This is a genomic window from Candidatus Zixiibacteriota bacterium (assembly GCA_040753495.1).
GTDB lineage: Bacteria > Zixibacteria > MSB-5A5 > GN15 > PGXB01 > DYGG01.
Window position 1 is genome coordinate 14,727 of the sequence record JBFMEF010000159.1, and the last position, 18,145, is coordinate 32,871.

General features: G+C 51.3%; 17 protein-coding genes and 1 tRNA gene. 16 read left to right on the top strand and 2 right to left on the bottom strand.

What is annotated here, in order from left to right:
- Window positions 1-137: 137 nt before the first annotated feature.
- The 6 genes from AB1690_10460 to AB1690_10485 all read left to right on the top strand — a co-directional run bounded on the left by AB1690_10460 (window position 138) and on the right by AB1690_10485 (window position 6,515).
- Complete coding sequence (locus tag AB1690_10460; GenBank protein MEW6015734.1) at window positions 138-344, top strand: ferritin family protein; 207 nt, start codon at window positions 138-140, stop codon at window positions 342-344.
- Window positions 345-376: 32 nt separating this feature from the next.
- On the top strand, window positions 377-859 hold the full coding sequence (locus AB1690_10465; protein MEW6015735.1) for a ferritin family protein: 483 nt from the start codon (window positions 377-379) through the stop codon (window positions 857-859).
- A gap of 89 nt (window positions 860-948) precedes the next feature.
- Window positions 949-2,091 (top strand): alanine racemase, encoded by a 1,143-nt coding sequence (alr, locus tag AB1690_10470; GenBank protein ID MEW6015736.1) that lies wholly within the window; start codon window positions 949-951, stop codon window positions 2,089-2,091.
- A 221-nt stretch (window positions 2,092-2,312) separates the two neighbouring features.
- Window positions 2,313-2,975, top strand: a complete 663-nt coding sequence (locus AB1690_10475) for a redox-sensing transcriptional repressor Rex (protein MEW6015737.1) — start codon at window positions 2,313-2,315, stop codon at window positions 2,973-2,975.
- A gap of 423 nt (window positions 2,976-3,398) precedes the next feature.
- Window positions 3,399-6,335, top strand: a complete 2,937-nt coding sequence (locus AB1690_10480; protein ID MEW6015738.1) for a S8 family serine peptidase — start codon at window positions 3,399-3,401, stop codon at window positions 6,333-6,335.
- 102 nt (window positions 6,336-6,437) lie between these two features.
- Window positions 6,438-6,515, top strand: a tRNA-Glu gene (locus AB1690_10485).
- Between the two features lie 92 nt (window positions 6,516-6,607).
- Here AB1690_10485 and AB1690_10490 read toward each other — a convergent pair.
- Complete coding sequence (locus AB1690_10490; protein MEW6015739.1) at window positions 6,608-7,288, bottom strand: hypothetical protein; 681 nt, start codon at window positions 7,286-7,288, stop codon at window positions 6,608-6,610.
- 189 nt (window positions 7,289-7,477) lie between these two features.
- Here AB1690_10490 and AB1690_10495 point away from each other — a divergent pair, with 189 nt between their 5' ends.
- The 3 genes from AB1690_10495 to AB1690_10505 all read left to right on the top strand — a co-directional run bounded on the left by AB1690_10495 (window position 7,478) and on the right by AB1690_10505 (window position 8,669).
- Window positions 7,478-7,897: an OsmC family protein gene (locus tag AB1690_10495; GenBank protein MEW6015740.1), complete on the top strand. Its 420-nt coding sequence runs from the start codon at window positions 7,478-7,480 to the stop codon at window positions 7,895-7,897.
- Between the two features lies 1 nt (window position 7,898).
- A complete protein-coding gene (locus tag AB1690_10500; protein ID MEW6015741.1) occupies window positions 7,899-8,285 on the top strand; it encodes a DUF302 domain-containing protein in 387 nt (128 codons plus the stop codon).
- A gap of 177 nt (window positions 8,286-8,462) precedes the next feature.
- Window positions 8,463-8,669 (top strand): zinc ribbon domain-containing protein, encoded by a 207-nt coding sequence (locus tag AB1690_10505; protein MEW6015742.1) that lies wholly within the window; start codon window positions 8,463-8,465, stop codon window positions 8,667-8,669.
- A gap of 549 nt (window positions 8,670-9,218) precedes the next feature.
- Here the strand turns inward: AB1690_10505 and AB1690_10510 are convergent.
- Window positions 9,219-10,736, bottom strand: a complete 1,518-nt coding sequence (locus AB1690_10510; GenBank protein ID MEW6015743.1) for an SGNH/GDSL hydrolase family protein — start codon at window positions 10,734-10,736, stop codon at window positions 9,219-9,221.
- A gap of 107 nt (window positions 10,737-10,843) precedes the next feature.
- Between AB1690_10510 and AB1690_10515 the strand changes: the two genes are divergently transcribed.
- The 7 genes from AB1690_10515 (at window position 10,844) to AB1690_10545 (ending at window position 18,061) form a co-directional block, all read left to right on the top strand.
- Complete coding sequence (locus AB1690_10515) at window positions 10,844-11,554, top strand: NAD-dependent deacylase (GenBank protein MEW6015744.1); 711 nt, start codon at window positions 10,844-10,846, stop codon at window positions 11,552-11,554.
- 89 nt (window positions 11,555-11,643) lie between these two features.
- Window positions 11,644-12,462, top strand: coding sequence for a radical SAM protein (locus AB1690_10520; GenBank protein ID MEW6015745.1), 819 nt, complete (start codon window positions 11,644-11,646; stop codon window positions 12,460-12,462).
- Complete coding sequence (locus AB1690_10525; GenBank protein ID MEW6015746.1) at window positions 12,449-14,551, top strand: tetratricopeptide repeat protein; 2,103 nt, start codon at window positions 12,449-12,451, stop codon at window positions 14,549-14,551. Before AB1690_10520 ends, AB1690_10525 begins: the two co-directional genes overlap by 14 nt.
- Complete coding sequence (locus AB1690_10530) at window positions 14,548-15,339, top strand: dihydroorotate dehydrogenase electron transfer subunit (GenBank protein MEW6015747.1); 792 nt, start codon at window positions 14,548-14,550, stop codon at window positions 15,337-15,339. The genes AB1690_10525 and AB1690_10530 overlap by 4 nt, the downstream gene beginning before the upstream one ends.
- Entirely contained in the window at window positions 15,336-16,250 is a 915-nt protein-coding gene (locus AB1690_10535; protein MEW6015748.1) for a dihydroorotate dehydrogenase, read from the top strand. The genes AB1690_10530 and AB1690_10535 overlap by 4 nt, the downstream gene beginning before the upstream one ends.
- Window positions 16,250-17,083 carry an orotidine-5'-phosphate decarboxylase gene (gene pyrF, locus AB1690_10540; protein MEW6015749.1) on the top strand — a complete coding sequence of 278 codons (834 nt, stop codon included), beginning with the start codon at window positions 16,250-16,252 and terminating at the stop codon, window positions 17,081-17,083. Before AB1690_10535 ends, pyrF begins: the two co-directional genes overlap by 1 nt.
- Before the next feature lie 273 nt (window positions 17,084-17,356).
- Window positions 17,357-18,061, top strand: coding sequence for an SIMPL domain-containing protein (locus AB1690_10545; protein ID MEW6015750.1), 705 nt, complete (start codon window positions 17,357-17,359; stop codon window positions 18,059-18,061).
- Window positions 18,062-18,145: the final 84 nt, after the last annotated feature.

Below are 18,145 nucleotides of genomic sequence, written 5' to 3' on the forward strand. Positions count from 1 at the left end.
GCTCCAGTATTCGAAAAATTTTGCAGTTCCGGAGGCTCCGCGGGGAGAAGAGGGCTAGGGCAGTCTTGACTTTTCGCTCCAGATTGACGAAATTAAGGCGGTTTTGCAAGTAGTTGTCTGAAGGAGAAGATAAAAAGATGATAGACAAAACGACCGACCCCCAGGAGGCGATAAGGATCGCCATACAGCGGGAGCAGGAAGCGTACGATTTCTACCATGAGCATGCCCGTCTTTTTGAAAACGAGGCGACCCGGGAGATGTTCGAGTTTCTCGCCAAAGAAGAGCTGAAACATAAGGCGCGCCTTCAGGAAGAACTTGACAAGAATTACCTGTATGAAATGTGAGATGTTCTTTAGAAGCAGATTGAGGAGATGATATGGCACCGGTAAATCCCGATATACTTCAAGCGCTGACCGCCGGTATTCAATCGGAGGTGGCGACCTATGTTTTTTATTTGGAGGCGGCCAGGCATGCCCGTGGCGCCGACATCAGGGAGACCCTGGAGCAGCTTGCCGGCGAAGAGAAAGCGCATTTTCAGATTCTGGAGAGGCAGTATGATTCGCTGGTTCGCTCCGAGAAATGGATATCGACAGCCGACATACTGAAGAAGGAGGGACTTCCGGAGATAAATGAAGAGATGGCGGCGCCGCACCGGGAACTGGTGGCGCAAGTGCGGAAGATGAACTCGCGCAAAGAAATCCTGCAAATGGCATTGCAGCTGGAGATAGATTCGCGCGACCTGTTTAAAGGGGCGGCGTCATCGACCCCGGCCAAAGAGGCGCAGGAGATTTTCCAGCAGTTGGCGCGCTTTGAAGAGGGGCATGTCAAACTGATAAACTCTCTTCTGGCGCAGTCCTGAAGTAAAGTTGAATTGAAAAGTCAGATAAGGCGCCATCGGCGCCTTATTTTTTATTTGCGGGGCGCTATCAGTTGCAATTAATTCCACCCATGCGGAAAAAACATCTCACCTGGGTTGAAATCAACGCCCGTAAACTCTCCGGAAATATCAGTACCATTCGTAAACTTGCCGGTAAACGACTGGTGGCGGCGGCTGTGAAGGCGAATGGTTACGGGCATGGGTTGGAGCTGATGGTGGACCTTCTCCGGCAAGAGAAAATCGAATACCTGGCGGTTCATTCGCGGGAAGAGGCGGAACGGGCGCGCCATCGGGGGTGGAAAAGAAAAATTCTGGTGGTCGGTTATATTCCGCTGGCGGACTTGGAGGTAGTGCCGGAACTGGGGCTGGAATTGACGGTCTATAATATAGAGACCGTTAATCGTCTGGGCAAACTGACGGAAAAAGCGGGCAAAAAGGCGGAGATACACCTGAAGGTCGAGACCGGCACAAATCGCCAGGGAGTGGAGCCGGAAAATATTGAGAAGATAATCGCCGCCATAAGAAAATCTCCGCATCTTCATCTCAAAGGGGTTTCCACCCATTTCGCCAATATAGAAGATACCACCGACCATACCTACGCCAACTATCAACTTGCCGAGTTCAATAAGATAGTAACCAAGATAAATTCGCTGGGACTGAAACCGCCGCTTCGTCACACCGCCTGCTCGGCGGCGTTGCTTCTGTTTGAAAACACCAAGTTCGAGCTGGTCCGTCCCGGTATCGCGCTCTACGGGCACTGGCCCTCCAAAGAGACCTACCTTTCCTATCGCCTTGCCGGCGGTTCCAACAGCATTTTGTCGCCGCTTTTGACCTGGAAAACGAGGGTGATACAGGTCAAAAATGTGCCGGCGGATGCCTTTGTCGGATATGGGTGCACCTATCGGACAACGGCGCCGACCAGACTGGCGATTCTTCCGGTCGGCTACTTTGACGGATATGACCGGGGGCTCTCCAATCTGGCGTATGTTCTTATAAAAGGGAAACGGGCGCCGGTGCGGGGAAGAATCTGCATGAATCTTATGATGGCCGATATCACCGATATTGAAGGGGTGAAACTGGAAGAAGAAGCGGTTCTTCTGGGGGAGGATGGCAAAGAGAAAATCACCGCGGAACAGATGGCGGCATGGGCAGGCACGGTCAATTATGAAATCTTGAGCCGAATTAATGGAGATATTCCACGAGTAATAGTATAATAGGAGCGGAATTATCCAGATTGGTAGATAGAGGGAAATCGCAATTTATAGAATACGGCTCAAGCAATAATACAATATCTTGAACTTATTTTCATTGCCATCGATATTCTGGTTATATGAGATAATTTTTTCTTGACACAAACTTGACGGGGCGGTAATTTTATATTTGTGAATCAATTCACATTCATTATATTGGCATAACATAACTTTACGAGGCTATCTTGATATCAGAAAGCAGTAAGAGAAGAATTTCGGAATCAACCATCCATCGCTTGTCCCTTTATTATCGGTTGCTTTCGGTTCTGGAGAAGGAGAGCAAGGAGACGGTATCCTCGAAAGAGTTAGCCAAGCGGGAGAAACTGACTCCGGCTCAGGTTCGGAAAGACCTTTCGTTTTTTGGTTCGTTCGGGACACGCGGTCTGGGGTATCCGGTTTCGGAGTTGAAACGTCGTATCGGCGAGATACTCGGTTTGGACCGCCAATGGAATGTGGCACTTATCGGGGTGGGCAATATCGGCTCGGCGCTGGTGGGGTATAAGGAATTTCAGCGGCAGGGATTCAATATCAGGCTGATATTCGACAATGACCAGCGGAAGATTGGCTCCAATCACAAAGGGATTGTGGTGGCCGATATCAAGAACCTGGAGAAGGAACTTAGGGAGAACAAAATCGAGATAGTGGTGATAGCGGTGCCGGCGACGGTGGCGCAATATATTGTTGACGATGTAGTGAAAGCGGGGATAAAAGCGATACTGAATTTTGCGCCGGTGAATCTGAAAGTTCCGGAAGATGTTTTCTTGCGCAATGAGAATATGTCGATGGAGCTGGAGTATCTGTCGTTTGCGCTGGTGAACCTTTACAACGGCAGGGGAACAAACCGGTAGGAGATGATGTAATAAAGTTAAAGCCGCTCTAAGGGAATGGGGCGGCTGATTACCTCTTAAAGTGACACCTTGGGTTGGCGTCCCCGTCAAAGACGGGGACGCCTTTTTTTGTGGGATGGAGCGATTCTTAAATGGCAACCTTATAGTCCCGTCAGGAGAGACTCCTGACGGCGCGGGAAGAGGGAAAATAGATAGATTGAATTGCGTGATGGTTGAGAACAAGAGGCGTGCAAAGATGGAAGGAGAGGGTAAAGAGAAGATGTGAACGGGGTTGCTGATATCGGAAAGATTTTTTCATACTTGCTGTTACAGTCCTCATTGCTTATCCTTAACCTGTTGCCGAATAAGCGGATATTTTTCGCTGCCAGGGATTGGTATCGGCACGGTGGTCGCTTGATATATCCATGGATAGGAATATATAAAATGAAGATAAGTCTTCTGATTGCGAAAGTTGTCTTCCTCGTAATTGTCCCCATCTTTTCCGCTACATCCGGGGATTTAGCGGCGTCATTAAGAGCGAAGTTAAATTCGGCTCCTTCCGATTCGTTAGTAACGGTGGTGATTGCCTTCAAGAATGGCGAGACTCAAGGGGCGCTGAAAAAAGATTTGAATGCCGCCTTCAGGACTTTTGGCGAGCGATATCGTTTCGGACTGGAGAAACTGCAGAGAGCATCAAATGAGAAGCAGGGCAATCTGCTGGGGCGGCTTCGGTCGCTGGAGCAGAAGGGACAAGCCCGGAATATCAAGAGCCACTGGATTATCAATGTTTTAACGGCGGAGGTGGCGGTAAGCGAATTGGAGGCGCTGGCGTCACAAAGTGACGTTGCAGAAATCTTTGAATTGCCGCAGGTGAGTTTGATTGAGCCGGAAGATGGGGGAGCCGCTCCCTATACGGTCGGAGGGGTGGAGACAAATGTGACCGCCCTGAAAGCGGACTCGGCATGGAAGCTCGGTTTGACCGGCAAAGGGAGAATAATCTGCTCCTTTGATACCGGCATCCAGGGGACGCATCCGGCGCTTTATAAGAACTGGAAAGGGCATGACGGCGATTCCTCGGCGGCCTGGTTTGACCCGATCGGGCAGCAGAGTTTTCCGCATCCAATCGGCAGCGGCAATGCTTATGAGCATGGGACGCACACGATGGGGATAATGGTGGGGCATGATGATTCCACCGGTGATACGATAGGGGTGGCTCTGGAGGCGAAGTGGATATCGGCGGCGGTGATTGATATTGTAGGAGCCTCGATAATCGATGCTTTCGAATGGGCGGCGAACCCGGACGGCGACCCGAATACGATAAGCGATATTCCGGATGTGATAAATCACAGCTGGGGGATTTCGAATGTTTCGATAGGCTGCCATGAATATTTCTGGGAGATGATTGACAATACCGAAGCGCTAGGGATAGTCAATATTTTTGCGGCGGGAAATTTGGGTCCAAATCCATTGACGATAGTCAATCCGGCCAACCGGGTAATTGATTCGCTCGACTGTTTCGCCGTCGGGAATTTCAATCTTCAGGATGACATAATTATCAACAATTCGTCACGGGGACCGTCGGATTGTGACGGGATATCAATCAAGCCGAACGTAGTAGCGCCGGGGTACAATATAAGGTCATCGGTGCCGAATAATTATTACAAATATAGGACTGGGACTTCGATGGCGGCGCCGCATATTTCAGCAGCGGTGGCGATACTGCGTCAGTATGCGCCGAACGCAACAGCTGATGAAATCAAAGAGGCGCTGATAGAGAGTTGCCGTCCCATTCTGCACGAAGGGGTATCGCCTAATAATGTTTATGGATGGGGGTTTGTCGATATACCGCTGGCACTGGAAAAATTGACACCGCCCGATGCGCCGGTGGTGCGGGTCTATTCCTTAGTCGATGGGCAAATGAATCCGGGGGACACGGTGCGGGGAACAGTCTTCCTCAAAAATTATGGAATTGATGTAAGCCTGGTAACGGGCCGTGTGACTGTGGCGAGCCCAGGACTGGAACTATTGACACCGCTTCTTAATTTCGGAAGTATCAAACGGGATAGCATTTCCGCCAGCCAGGAGCAGTTGATAGCAGTGATAGCGGATACGGTGGTTCCGGGGACATTGCTCTCGTTGAATATGATGATTTATGGAAGTATGCCGCCGTACATAACAGCGGCTAAGATTTATCTTCAGGTCGGCGAGATACCGCGCGCCGGATACTATACTCATCAAAGTGATGTACTCCGGTTCACCATTTCCAATCTCGGTCAGTTTGGTTTTGCCGGCGGAAGTATGCTTCCGCTCGGATACAGCGGGTTCCGGTATGTCGATTTCAGCCGCAATGATATGTATGAAGGGGCGCTGATGATAGGAACCGATTCCGGACATGTATCCGATGGGGCGCGCAATATCGCCGAGGAGCCGGATAATGATTTTGCGGTGGCGCCGGGGGGAAGCCTGATTGTTACGTCGCCGGGAGCCAAAGCAGACCAGGAGACTTACTCGGTCTTTAATGACTCCAGAGCGGAATTCCCTCTGGGGCTGACCGTAAGCCAACGGACTTTGGGCTGGTTGACAGCGCCCGACAACAATTATGTCATTCTGGAATACAGGATAATAAACAGCACCGACACGGCGCTTCCACCATTATACCCGGGGCTCTATCTTGACTGGAATATATTTAACTATACCTACAATCGCGGCGGGTTTGATGAAGCGACCGAACTGGGGTATATGTACTATTATTTCAATGCGCCGTCACGTTTCCGCGGGGCGACCGTGATAAATCCTGAAGGGGCGACAGGGTTCAAGTTGCGACATAACCCGCCGGCATCGTCTTTGAATCCACTCTTCTATTCAGAAGGGGAAAAGTTTGCGAATTTGACGTCGTCGCCGTTGACTCATGACAGCAGCAGCGATTGGTCGATGGCACTATCGACCGGACCTTTTGCCCTGGGCGCGGGGGATTCCTGCTTGGCGGTTTTTGCAGTGGTGGCGGCCGACAATCTAAATGGACTGAAAGAAACGGCGACGCGGGCGAAGAACCGGTACTTTGAAGCGACCGATTATCAGCCTCATGCCGAAAATCTTCTGCCGGAGCAGTTTGAGTTGGGGCAGAATTATCCCAATCCATTTAATCCCGGGACGGTGATTTCGTTTGCCTTGAAGAGTCGGGAAAAGATAACCTTGTCAGTCTATAATATTCTGGGTGCGAAAGTCGCGCGGCTGGTGGAAGATGAACTGGCGGCGGGGAATTATACGGTTTACTGGGATGCGACCGACGACCGGGGCAAACCGGTGGCAAGCGGGGTTTATTTTTATCAGTTGAGGACTCCGCAGGGTAGTCAGACGCGCAAAATGGTGATGGTGAAATAGGGGAGTATGGGAGTCAGCCATTTTGTGGGGGTGTCTTAAGAAGATTAATTGGGCTTGACAGAATCTGGTAATTTGTTATACTGTCAGCCGCATTTGGGTTACGTCCCCATCGTCTAGCCCGGTCTAGGACACTGCCCTTTCACGGCGGCAACAGGGGTTCGAATCCCCTTGGGGACGCCAAAGTTTATGATTCGGCGATTTTTCACCAGGTCGCCGTTTTTGTTGGGAAGCGGGGCAATATCCAGGCATGACGGGGCGGAAAGCTCCTGCTGTCAGAGTTTCACGCCAATTCCTGCCATAAGCGGAATATCGGTGACTGATTCGCCGTGACGAAGAAAAGAAACCTGGGCGTCAATGTCGGAATAAATAAACAACCTGGCACTCAGGGCAAGGTCGAAACCGATTCCTACCGCCATAACAGGACCGGCGCCATCAATCTGCTGCCGGTCACCCCCTATCACTTCATGAAAGTGATAGATACTCCCTTCAATATCAGTCCAGCCTCCGCGCATCGAAAACCGTGGAGAAAAACGATTAATTCTTCCCGCGGGATAAATGGTTATACCTGTCCAGAATGTCATCTGGCGGACAGAGTTGGCATCTGTAAACGAAATAATAGGGGAATTATCATCTGTATCGCCGCCACCGGGAGGTCCCACTCCCGAGGTTTTCCCCAGCGGGTAGATGGCGTGACTCATTCGGTAATCAAGATAGGCTGATTTATCGAAACCGAAATCGATGAGATTGATGCCGATTTTCCAGAGGAGTTGGTCGTTCAGCTCAAATCCGGCGCCGAGCGAGACAGCAATACCGTTATCCCAGAATTCGGTCAGTTCAAATGGGGCCGAGGTTATCGAATACCCGTATCCGATATAAATCTCCGACGGGGTAATGCCTGCGGCAGCAACGACGGGTAGAATGAAAATGAGCGCCGTCAGATTAAGAATTTTCATACCGACCTCCCAACGAATATGTTCTTAAAACATGAAAATCGCGGATGCCGGCCCTGCTGTCACTCCAAATATATGCTTAATAGGTCCGGATGTCAACTCTTTAGGCTGTCTTCAGGCAGTTGTAATTATGGGGAACATTTTGTATTTTGAATCATTAAAGAAGTTTAAAGATGGAGTAATTGATACAGTATGGTAGAGGCAAAACTGAAATGGGTTGGGGGCAGGCGGTTTGAAGGGGTTTCGACCTGGGGCTTTCCGATAGCGACCGATATCTCCAAAAATTCCGGCGGCGCCGAAAGCGGCTACCGCCCGACCGAGCTTCTGATGTTCGCCCTTGCCGGATGCACCGGGGTTGATGTCGTCAATATTCTGGAGAAGATGCGTCAGAAGATTACCGGCGTGGAGGTGACTGTTACCGGGCAGCAGCCGGAGAGTTTCCCCAAACCGTTTAATCATATAGAAGTTAAGTATCTTTTCAGGGGCGAAAACCTGGATAGAGAAAAAGTCCGGCAGGCGGTGGAACTCTCGGAGGGAAAATACTGCTCGGTGAGTCAAACGCTTGCGGGGGTGGCAAAAATCGTATCAACTATTGAGATAGTAGAGGAATAATATGAAAGAGATGGCGTATCGTCGGGAAACCACCAAGCCGTTTGAGCAAGTAACTTCAGAGCTGGAAAAACTTACTCCGGAGCGGGGATTCCGGGTGCTGGCGATTCATGATACCAAAGCGACCCTGGCAGAGAAGGGATTTGAGATTGAGCCGCTGAAGATATTTGAAGTCTGCAACGCCGGCTTTGCTTATAGGGCGCTAGGGAAGAATATCGATACGGCGCTCTTTATGCCGTGCAAGATAGTGGTGCGAAGCGAGAAAGGGAAGACTCATCTGGCGCTGATGAAACCGTCGCTTATCGCCGAGTTTCTTCCCGGCTCGGAACTGGAGGAACTTGCCGGCGAGGTCGAAAAACAGATTATAGGGATAATGAATGAAGTTGCCTAAAAAGAAAATTGCCAAAATCGGCATCGGTGTTATATTAGGCGGGATAGCCGGTATCGGTATCAGTTATGTCTACGGACTGGTGGGGGTGACCTGACCGCTGGTCTGTGATACCGGAAGAGCCTTTCTTCTCGGTTCCATAGCCGGTGCGGCTATTGCGATGGTTGATTTGAGGTGACTATGCCGATTTTTGAGTATAGATGCCGTTCCTGCGGAAATCAGTTTGAACTTCTGATTTTCAAAACCTCCGAGATTCCGGTCTGCCCAAAATGCGGCGGGGCCGAGACCGAGAAGATGGTTTCCACTTTTGCTTCCAACGCTTTTGTAGGAAATACCTCCGCGGCCTGCTCCACCGGTTCCTGCAGCAAGAAAAGCAGTTTTGGCTGAGCTTCCTGCTGAGTTTGAGCCGGTTCGGCTCGTGAGGATTGTATTGAAAATGCGGGGGACCATTTGCGAGAAAAGGCTGTCAAGAAATCGAATTTGGGGGTGAATGAGGGAGAGTGAGAGGGGAGTTGTCGAAACCTAAGAAGAATCTCGACCTGCGAGAGAGCGGCAACCATTAAAGAGGCGTCAGTTCTCACCCCGACAGGAGTCGGGCTTAGGAACTGACGCAACGTTTCAAGAAAAATTTCGACATACGAGAGAGCGGCAGCCATTAAAGAGGCGTCAGTTCTCACCCCGACCGGAGTCGGGCTTAGGAAATGACGCAACGATTTATGGCACAATGGCGGCTGCCGCAACCTTGATTTCGACAATGGGCGAACGTGCGGGTTCGCCCCTACGGAAGATTGTCAAAACCCCCACTCGTCCCTCGCTATGCACACGAGACTCGGGGGGATTTTGACCTACAAACTGTGGGAAGTCCGCATATTTAAAATCCCACCGCAAGCGGTGGGGCACCGAGGAATATTCCTGAGAAGTTTGCGGTATCGATAGTCAGGGGGAGGCTTTGATAATGCCGCTGGCGAGGATTTTATCGGTCAGCAGTTCCGCGATGAGGCGATGCCCCTCGGCGGTGGGATGGCAGTGGTCAATGAACAGTTTTTCGCCGCCGCGGGAATGAAATAGCGCGGGAAGGTCAAGAATCATGACGCCGACGGTGTCAAGGCGGTCGATGGCGTCAAGATACTTCTGTTTGATACGGAGCGAGAAGTAATCGGCCTGCAGGGCGGAGTCGAGATAGATGAAGGGGAGAGAGGCGGAATCCGCAAGCGCTTCCAGCGATGACTGCGAGAGATGATTGATGCCGATATTATATAAAATGGGGGAGCCGCCGCTGAGCCGCAGAAAGTTATCAGCGGCGGAGTTTTCATGAGCATATAACTGACGGGCGGTAATCAGGCAATGTTCAGCCTGGATAAATTCCCGGTTGCGCCAAAAGGCGACGCCGAGGTTGTTCCAGAGAAGAGGATTGTTCTGCTCCTGTCGAAGAGAATCTTCATACATCTTCTTGACCGCGGCGGCAGGGAGATTTTCAGTGAAAGCCGACTGGAATACGGCGCGGGTGAAAAAATCGCCGTCACCGTATAACTGATGAAATAGATTGCTGTCGAGGCAGTAACTAATGTTTTGTCCCAGAATCGCGGCGAGCGGTTGGGGAATTATCGTTTCACCGGTTCGACCTGTTAAATGGGTGAAGACACGGAATTGCAGACCGGCGGGCCAGAGGCGCGGCGCGGGCGGTTTCAGGATAATCAGCGGAATCAGTCTCTGACGGCATTCGGTCTTTATCAGACGAAGATTCTCCTCAAATTCATCAGAGGAAACGCGCGGTTTTAAAGGCTGCGCGGGCGCCACATTTTCTTTTTCGCGGTGAAAGAATAAGGACTGGAGAAATCGGTAAAAAGCGGAACCCTGTAAGAGTTTTCTGAGTGAAATCAGTTTCTGTTTCTGCAGCAGTTCCCGGTCGGAATATTCGCCCGAAATAGAGGCGTCATTATTGCCGCAGTACAGAATCACGGCATCGGGCTGGTAAGACCATCCTTTATTCCGCAGGAAGTGAATAATCTGCTCGCTGGAGTAACCGGAAACGGCGGCGTTGACCAGTTCGATTTCGGCCTTTCCCGCCAGATTGAGTTGAAGAAAATGACGCAGCAGTTCTCCGAAAGCCTGTTTTCGGGAAATGAGCCCTAACCCTACGGGGGAGGAATCTCCGAGCAGGAGGATGCGGAACTGGTTGCGGGTTTTCTTTATGGGCAATTCATCGCCGAGGAGATGGCTGGAGTTGGTTTTAATCAGCGGATTCTGGAGATTGGCGCGGAAACGCCAGAGAAGTTCGGGGTCCGGTTCGTGCCAGTCGAAGAAGCGACTGAAAAACGCCGTTTGCCATCCTTCGGAGGGCTCGAGCGAGAGAGCGTTTCGGCCGGTCTTAAATTCAACTAACCGCGCGACCGCTTCCAGAGCCAGGAGGCTTAAGACAATGGCAATTACTGCGAATATCAGTTTTCGAGGCATCTTGATGTCAACTTCTTTAAGTAGCGTGAGCAAATATAAATAACTATTTCGAGGAGAAGGGATTTTTTGTATCTTTGAGCGGTATGATGGAGTTTCCGGAAATTCTTATGGAGCGCCTGAAAAAGGCGAAGAAGGTGGCGGTTTTGACCGGGGCCGGGATATCGGCGGAATCGGGGGTGCCGACTTTTCGTGGCAAGGAGGGACTCTGGTCGAAATTTCGTCCCGAGGAACTGGCGACGGTGGAAGCGTTTATGAGCAATCCCAAGCTGGTCTGGGAGTGGTATTTGCATCGGCGGGAGATTATGAATAAAGTATCGCCGAACGCCGCGCATTACGCCCTGGTGGAAATGGAGAAATTTTATCCTGATTTCACATTGATTACGCAAAATGTGGATGGCTTGCACCGAAGAGCCGGCTCGCAGAAGGTTCTGGAAGTGCACGGGAATATAACTAAGAATAAATGTTTTGAATGCGGCGAGCCGTATGAAGGGGAGATAAGTCTCGAAGGCGGGAATCTTCCCCGGTGCGATTGCGGCGGCCGTATTCGCCCGGATGTGGTCTGGTTCGGGGAGATGCTTCCGGAGCGGGCATTAAGCGATGCTTTTGAGGCGTCATCGCGGGCGGAACTGTTTTTCTCTATCGGCACCTCGGCGCTGGTGCACCCGGCGGCGGCTATGCCGTTGACGGCAAGACGTCACCGGGCATATCTGGTGGAGATAAACCTGGAGCCGACTCCGCTGACCGAGTACGCCGATTTTGCCCTGCAGGGAAAATCGGGGGAGATTCTTCCTCAGTTAGTTGAGATATTCAAGAAATGATAAGAAAATCGGCCGAGGAAATAATAAGGCTCGGGGAGGAGTTGTTCGAAACACTTACGCGGTGTGAACTTTGTCCTCAAGATTGCCGGGTGAATCGCCGCGAGGGGCAACTGGGTAAGTGCGGCAGCACCGCGACTCTGAGGATTGCCAGCGCCAATCTGCATTATGGAGAGGAACCGCCGCTGTCGGGAGGCGGCGGGTCAGGAACGATATTTTTCTCCAACTGCTCGCTCTTCTGCAAATATTGCCAGAATTATCCGATATCCCAGTATGGGAACGGACGGGATGTCACGGTGTCAGAACTGAAAGAATTGATGCTGAGTCTTAAGAAGCGCGGCGCCGACAACATCAATTTCGTAACGCCCGACCATATGTTGCCGATGGCATTGATGGCGTTGGGGGAAGCGCGTCGGGAGGGGATGGAGCTTCCGCTGGTCTATAACTGCTCCGGCTATCAGAAGCGGGATATAATCAGGCGGCTTGCGGGTATAATTGATATATATCTTGTGGATATGCGATATAATGATGACGCCGTAGCGCTGGAATATTCCGGATGCCATAATTATGTAGCCACCAACCGCGCGGCGGTGAAGGAGATGTTTGACCAGGTGGGAAACCTGCGCTGCGACCGGAACGGAATCGGGAAAAGCGGCGTAATAGTCCGGCATCTGGTGCTTCCGAATCGATTGTCCGGTTCAGCGGGGATATTTCGCTTTCTGGCGGAGGAGGTTTCGCCGGAGATTCATTTGTCGCTGATGAGCCAGTATTTTCCGGCGTATAAGGCGCCGGACGTGAAGCCAATTTCGCGGCGCATTTCGGTGGAGGAGTTTGAGGAAGCGGTGGAGGCGTTTTACGACGCCGGATTGAGCCAGGGATTTATCCAGGAACTGGAATATGAGACGGCATAGTTTATTAAGCGCGGCGTTTTTGACGCTGCTGATTGTCTCCGGATGTGTTTACTATAACACCTTTTATCATGCCCGGAAGGCATTTAATGACGCCGAGTCGGGCCGTAAAGCAGCCGGTCGAACCGGCGGGAAGGCGTACGCCGGGCAATACAGCAGAGCGATAGAGAAATCGCAAAAGGTTCTGGACAAGCATCCGAATTCAAGCTGGTATGATGACGCTCTTTTTGTCAACGGGGTTTCGAGTTTCTACACTGAAGATTACGATCGCGCGGAACGTCGTTTCCGCGAACTCTTAGCCAATTATCCGGAGTCGGAATATGTTAAAGAGGGTCGTCTTTATCTGGCCAAAGCGAAGATGAAGCTGGGGGACGAAGAGGATGCGATGGCACTTTTCGAGAAGCTTTATCAGGAGAGCAAAGAGAAGTCGATTCGGACCGAAGCGGCGATGACGCTGGGAGAGTATTACTTTGAGAATAAGAAATATCCGGAGGCGGAAAGGTATTTTAACGTCATTGTCGATTCGCTGGGGAATCGCAACGAAAAAATCATGGCGCAGCTTTATATAGCGGACGGCCATTTCGCCCGCTACAACTACCGGAAGGCGCGCGAGAATTATCTGAAGGTGCTCAGTTTCAAACCGGACCTGGCCGAAGAATTCCGGGCGACCCACAAGGCGGGGGAATGCTCCATATTCATATATGAAATTGAGGATGGGATGGGGTATTTGAAGAAACTGGCGGACAACAAGCTCTTTTATGACTCTCTGCCGGCAATTAATCTTCTGGTGGCATATGGTCATGAACTAAACGGCGACCTGAGTCTGGCGGAAGAGGTTTACAAGCGGGTGGCAAACTCGGAACAGAAGCAACATGCGGCGTACGCCAATTATAATCTGGGGCTGATTTACCAGTATGATTATGAGAATTATAAGAAAGCAAAAGAATATTACGACCTGGCGAAGAGCGGCGGATATGGCACACCGATTCAGCAGGATGCCCTTCAGCGCTCCGCCGATATCGGAAAACTTGAGGAGTACACGAAGAAGAAGACGCTGGAGCCGACCTCGGATACGGCGGCCCCTCCGGGCGCTCTCGATAGCGCCGCCATGACGCAGTATCTTCTGGCGGAACTGTACTTGATGCAGTTGGGGAAACCGGACTCCGCGTTGAATGAATTTCAGTATGTGATACAGCATTTCGAAAGCACTTATATCGCGCCCAAGGCGATGATAGCGACGGCGCTTTTATACCGCGACCAGTATAATGATACGCTGGCGTTCGATACCACGCTGCGGGCGGTGCTGAAGAGATATCCCCGCTCCGATTTTATACCCCAGGTGATAGACCTCCTGGGGCTGGCGGGAACGGCCGCCGATACCGGTTATGCGCAATATTACTACCGGAAAGCGGAATCTTTTGCTTTCGACTCGAGCAAGGTAGATTCCGCCCGCTATTACTTTCAGCTGGTGGCGGACAGTTTTCCGAAATCGCATCTTTATCAGCAGGCGCGCTTTGCGCTTCTCTGGTTAACGGAAACTTACGAGAGCCCGGGCGACTCCTCGCTCTATTTCGCTTACGCCGATTTCGCCGACTCCTTTCCGCGGACCGACCTGGGAAAGGAAGCGGAGAAAAGACTGAGCTACAAACCGGGGATTTTCAGACAGACCGATGATAATCGCGATGAAGGGGCGCAGGCGAAGCCGAAACCGGCAACGGTAGCCGACAGGACGATCGATACCACCGAGCAGCGGACCATGACCACCGAGGAGAAGTATTTCATTGGACCTGACGGCGATACGTTGATGCTGGTACAGGAGGCGCCGATAAGGGTGGACCGGGAGTTCAGATATCCGCCGGCGGCATACACGCTGAATTTTGAGGGGTCTTTATATTTCCAGGTAAAAATTGACCCCTTCGGGGACGTGGTTGATCTTCGTCTGATGAACCCGTCTCCTTCTCCCGAACTCAATCAAGAGGCAACAGAGATTGTCGCCCTGTCGCATTTCAATACCGGCTGGATACCGCCGGATAAACTTGACTCCTGGTTCGTTTATAAGTATTTTGTGGCGCTCCCAAAGAGCATAAGATGAGCAAGATAACGGTCGAGCAAGCGACAATTGAGCGAAAGAAAGAATTAGGCAACAGTTATTTTGCTTTCGAAATAAGTCCCTTCTCAAAAGTCAAGGCGATAAAGCCGGGGCAGTTTGTTCATATAAAGATTCCCCACACCGACATCTATTTCCGCCGCGCTTTTTCTGTATATGATGTTCATCCCCAAAAGAAAGCGGTGGAAATCATCTTTAAAGTCTTCGGACGGGGGACTGCGCTCTTATCGCGACTTCATCCCGGCGACCATCTCGACATCCTGGGACCGCTGGGGAATTCCTTTGCCTTTCCGACAAAGAAGGAAACCGCCTTGCTTGTCGCCGGCGGCATTGGCATGCCGCCGATATATTTTCTGGCAAAAGAACTGGCGCCAATAATGACCAATAAATCGAAAGCGGTATTTTTCTACGGCGGCAACTCCAGAACAGACCTGGTGGAACTGGCACGAATAAAGAGACTCGGCATCAGGGTTGTCACCGCCACTGAGGACGGCAGTCTGGGATTCAGGGGACTGATAACCAAGGCGCTGGCGAAGGAGATTGACGGTTTATCTGGAGATTGCAGGATATACGCCTGCGGTCCGGAAGGGATGCTTAAAGCGGTGGACAGATTGGCTCTCGAAAAATCAATACCGGGACAATTGTCGCTGGAGGCGCCGATGCCGTGCGGGATTGGTATCTGCCTGGGATGTATTCTTCCGCTGACAGCCGGGGGATATACCCGTGTCTGTCGCGAGGGACCGGTCTATAATGTCGGAGAGGTGCGGTTATGACCCCCGACCTTAAAGTTGAAATCGCCGGAGTCAAATTCGAGAATCCGATTCTGACGGCGTCAGGCACCTGCGGTTACGGCGAGGAGCTTGCCGATATTTATGACCTGTCGGTTCTCGGGGGAATAGTCACTAAATCGATTACGGTGAAACCGCGCGAAGGACATCCACCGCCGCGCACAGCGGAGACGTCATCCGGGATGCTCAACGCTATCGGTCTGGCGAATGTCGGGGTGGATAAATTCATCGATGAGAAGCTGAAATTCCTCGAAAAGTACGACACGAAGGTTATTGTCAATGTCGCCGGGGCGAGAGTTCAGGAATATGTCGATATCTGCGCCCGGCTGGCTGACTGCCCGCGCGCCGATATGGTGGAGCTGAATTTTTCCTGCCCCAATGTGGATGAAGGGATGGAAATAGCCCGCGACCCGCTGCTGGCGGAAAAAGCGGTGGCATCAGTTAAGAAAGTATTCGGCCGTCCGGTAATAGCGAAACTATCGCCGAATGTGACCGATGTGGCGCTTATAGCCCGCGGCTGCGAAGCGGGAGGCGCCGATGTTTTATCGCTAATCAACACGTTGGTTGGAATGGCGGTCGATATCGAGAGTTTTCGTCCCCGCCTGACCAATAATACCGGCGGGTTATCCGGCCCGGCTATCAAGCCGGTGGCGCTGGCGATGGTGAATAAAGTATATAAGGCGGTGAAGATTCCGCTTATTGGGATTGGCGGAATAACCAGCTATCAGGATGTGGTAGAGTTTATGCTTTGCGGGGCATCGGCAGTACAGGTTGGCACGGCGCTATTTGTCGAGCCGGATGCGCCGGTAAAAATAATCAAAGACTTGAAAAAATTCTTAATAAAACGTAAATTGAATAAAATCACCGACCTGATTGGGCAATTAAAGGAATATTGATGAGCGCCGCCGGCGAATTGAAACGAGTCCAGGAAAAGAATAAATCGATGCTCTGTATCGGGCTCGACCTCGACCGGAAGAAAGTTCCGACACAGTATGCCACGACTATTAAGGGATTGTACGATTTTACCACCCGGATAATCGAGGCGACGGCCGATCTGGTCTGCGCCTATAAGCCGAATATCGCTTTTTTTGAAGAACTCGGTCCGGAGGGTTTCTCGCTTCTGGAGAAGATTGTGGCAAAGATTCCGGATGAGATTCCGGTGATACTGGATGGGAAATTTGGCGATATCGGCAATACCGCGGCGCATTACGCCACCGCCATGTTTGAGAGGTTCGGCGCCGACTGGGTGACGGTCAATCCGTATATGGGGTATGACTCGATTCGCCCGTTTCTGGAATATAAAGATAAAGGGGCGTTTGTGCTCTGCCTGACCTCCAATCCCGGCAGTCGCGATTTTCAGTTTCTGCACGTGTTGAATAAGCCGGTTTATATGTATGTCGCTGAGAAAGTCGCCTACTGGGACAAGGAGCAGAACCTGGGGTTGGTGGTGGGGGCGACCCATCCGGAGCAACTGACTGAAATCCGAAAGGTCGCCGGAGAGGTGCCGATTTTGATTCCCGGGGTAGGGGCGCAGGGAGGAAGCTTGGAGCAGGCGGTCACTAACGGAACGGACAATTTCAAGCGGATGGCTCTCATAAATATATCCCGCACAGTGCTTTACGCCTCATCTGAGGAAGATTTTGACAAAGTCGCCCGGGCCGAGGTGGAGAAACTGAACGGGATAATCAGTGGGCTGAAGGCGGGGGAATCGAAACCACCGAGTGCATAATCTTGTCAAGACCGAAAAATCAGCGAAATGATCTAAAAAATAGATCAATTTAAGAAAAAAACTGATTAAGCGTGGGGTAGATATCAATGAGACTGAAGGGTCTGTCCACCAGATTGAACCCCAGGTCAACTCCAGAAGGAAGAAAAGCACGTATCTAATACCATTTGGTATAAAAGATATACCATTGGGGCAGCCATCTTGACATCATCGAAGAAAAGTCGATATATTTCCTGAAAGGAAGAGCGGAATCTATTTTTTTCACAAGGAAATAATATGAAAGGCAGTTATGTTGTTGTTATCGGGCTGAGCGTGATAATCGCGTTTTTTGTGCTGGGGCTGTTCATTTATAATTCGCGGGCGGTGGTGGACAGTGTCAATGTGGTCGGCGCCGCTACCAAACGGTTCGAATCGGATATTGTCAAATGGCGGATTTATCTGAGCCGCGACACCGATTTGAGCAATGTCAGCGCCGGGTATAAACTTTTGCAGAACGATATGAGCCTTCTCAAAGCGGTGTTGACCGAGAAAGGTTTGAGCGAAAAAGATATGACAGTCCAGCCGATTAACACCATGCAGCGGTACAACAACCAGGGACAGGTGACCGGCTATACCCTTCAGCAGGGGGCGTTTGTGATAACTTCAAACCTGACAGCGGTCGAGGAGTTGGCGCTCAATCCGGCGGTCCTGATGGAGAAGGGAGTGGTGTTCCAGAATTCGAATTTGGAATATTTCTATTCCAAGCTGGCGGATATCAAGATGGAACTTCTGGCCGACGCCACCAAGGATGCGCGGCGTCGCGCCGAGGAGATTGCCGGGAATGCCGGGATGAAACTGGGGGCGGTGACGTCACTTCGGGCGGGGGTTTTCCAGATAACCGAGCCGTTCTCGGCCGAGGTGAGCGATTACGGGATGTATAACACGCAGACCAAGCAGAAGGATATCACGGTGACGGTGCGGGCGGCGTTTAAGATGGAGTGAGGCAGCGGCCGAGTAGGTCAAAATCCCCCCGAGCCTTGTGTGCATGGCGAGGCGCGAGTGGGGGTTTTGACAATCGGAGATTTT

What these genes read in the sequence shown, in the direction of transcription:
- AB1690_10535 (MEW6015748.1), top strand. Translation starts at nt 15,336, where the DNA reads ATGACCCCCGACCTTAAAGTTGAAATCGCCGGAGTCAAATTCGAGAAT.
- AB1690_10500 (MEW6015741.1), top strand. Translation starts at nt 7,899, where the DNA reads ATGAAAGAGATGGCGTATCGTCGGGAAACCACCAAGCCGTTTGAGCAA.
- AB1690_10495 (MEW6015740.1), top strand. Translation starts at nt 7,478, where the DNA reads ATGGTAGAGGCAAAACTGAAATGGGTTGGGGGCAGGCGGTTTGAAGGG.
- AB1690_10525 (MEW6015746.1), top strand. Translation starts at nt 12,449, where the DNA reads ATGAGACGGCATAGTTTATTAAGCGCGGCGTTTTTGACGCTGCTGATT.
- AB1690_10480 (MEW6015738.1), top strand. Translation starts at nt 3,399, where the DNA reads ATGAAGATAAGTCTTCTGATTGCGAAAGTTGTCTTCCTCGTAATTGTC.
- AB1690_10460 (MEW6015734.1), top strand. Translation starts at nt 138, where the DNA reads ATGATAGACAAAACGACCGACCCCCAGGAGGCGATAAGGATCGCCATA.
- AB1690_10490 (MEW6015739.1), bottom strand. Translation starts at nt 7,288, where the DNA reads ATGAAAATTCTTAATCTGACGGCGCTCATTTTCATTCTACCCGTCGTT.
- pyrF (MEW6015749.1), top strand. Translation starts at nt 16,250, where the DNA reads ATGAGCGCCGCCGGCGAATTGAAACGAGTCCAGGAAAAGAATAAATCG.
- AB1690_10505 (MEW6015742.1), top strand. Translation starts at nt 8,463, where the DNA reads ATGCCGATTTTTGAGTATAGATGCCGTTCCTGCGGAAATCAGTTTGAA.
- AB1690_10515 (MEW6015744.1), top strand. Translation starts at nt 10,844, where the DNA reads ATGGAGCGCCTGAAAAAGGCGAAGAAGGTGGCGGTTTTGACCGGGGCC.
- AB1690_10545 (MEW6015750.1), top strand. Translation starts at nt 17,357, where the DNA reads ATGAAAGGCAGTTATGTTGTTGTTATCGGGCTGAGCGTGATAATCGCG.
- AB1690_10465 (MEW6015735.1), top strand. Translation starts at nt 377, where the DNA reads ATGGCACCGGTAAATCCCGATATACTTCAAGCGCTGACCGCCGGTATT.
- alr (MEW6015736.1), top strand. Translation starts at nt 949, where the DNA reads ATGCGGAAAAAACATCTCACCTGGGTTGAAATCAACGCCCGTAAACTC.
- AB1690_10510 (MEW6015743.1), bottom strand. Translation starts at nt 10,736, where the DNA reads ATGCCTCGAAAACTGATATTCGCAGTAATTGCCATTGTCTTAAGCCTC.
- AB1690_10530 (MEW6015747.1), top strand. Translation starts at nt 14,548, where the DNA reads ATGAGCAAGATAACGGTCGAGCAAGCGACAATTGAGCGAAAGAAAGAA.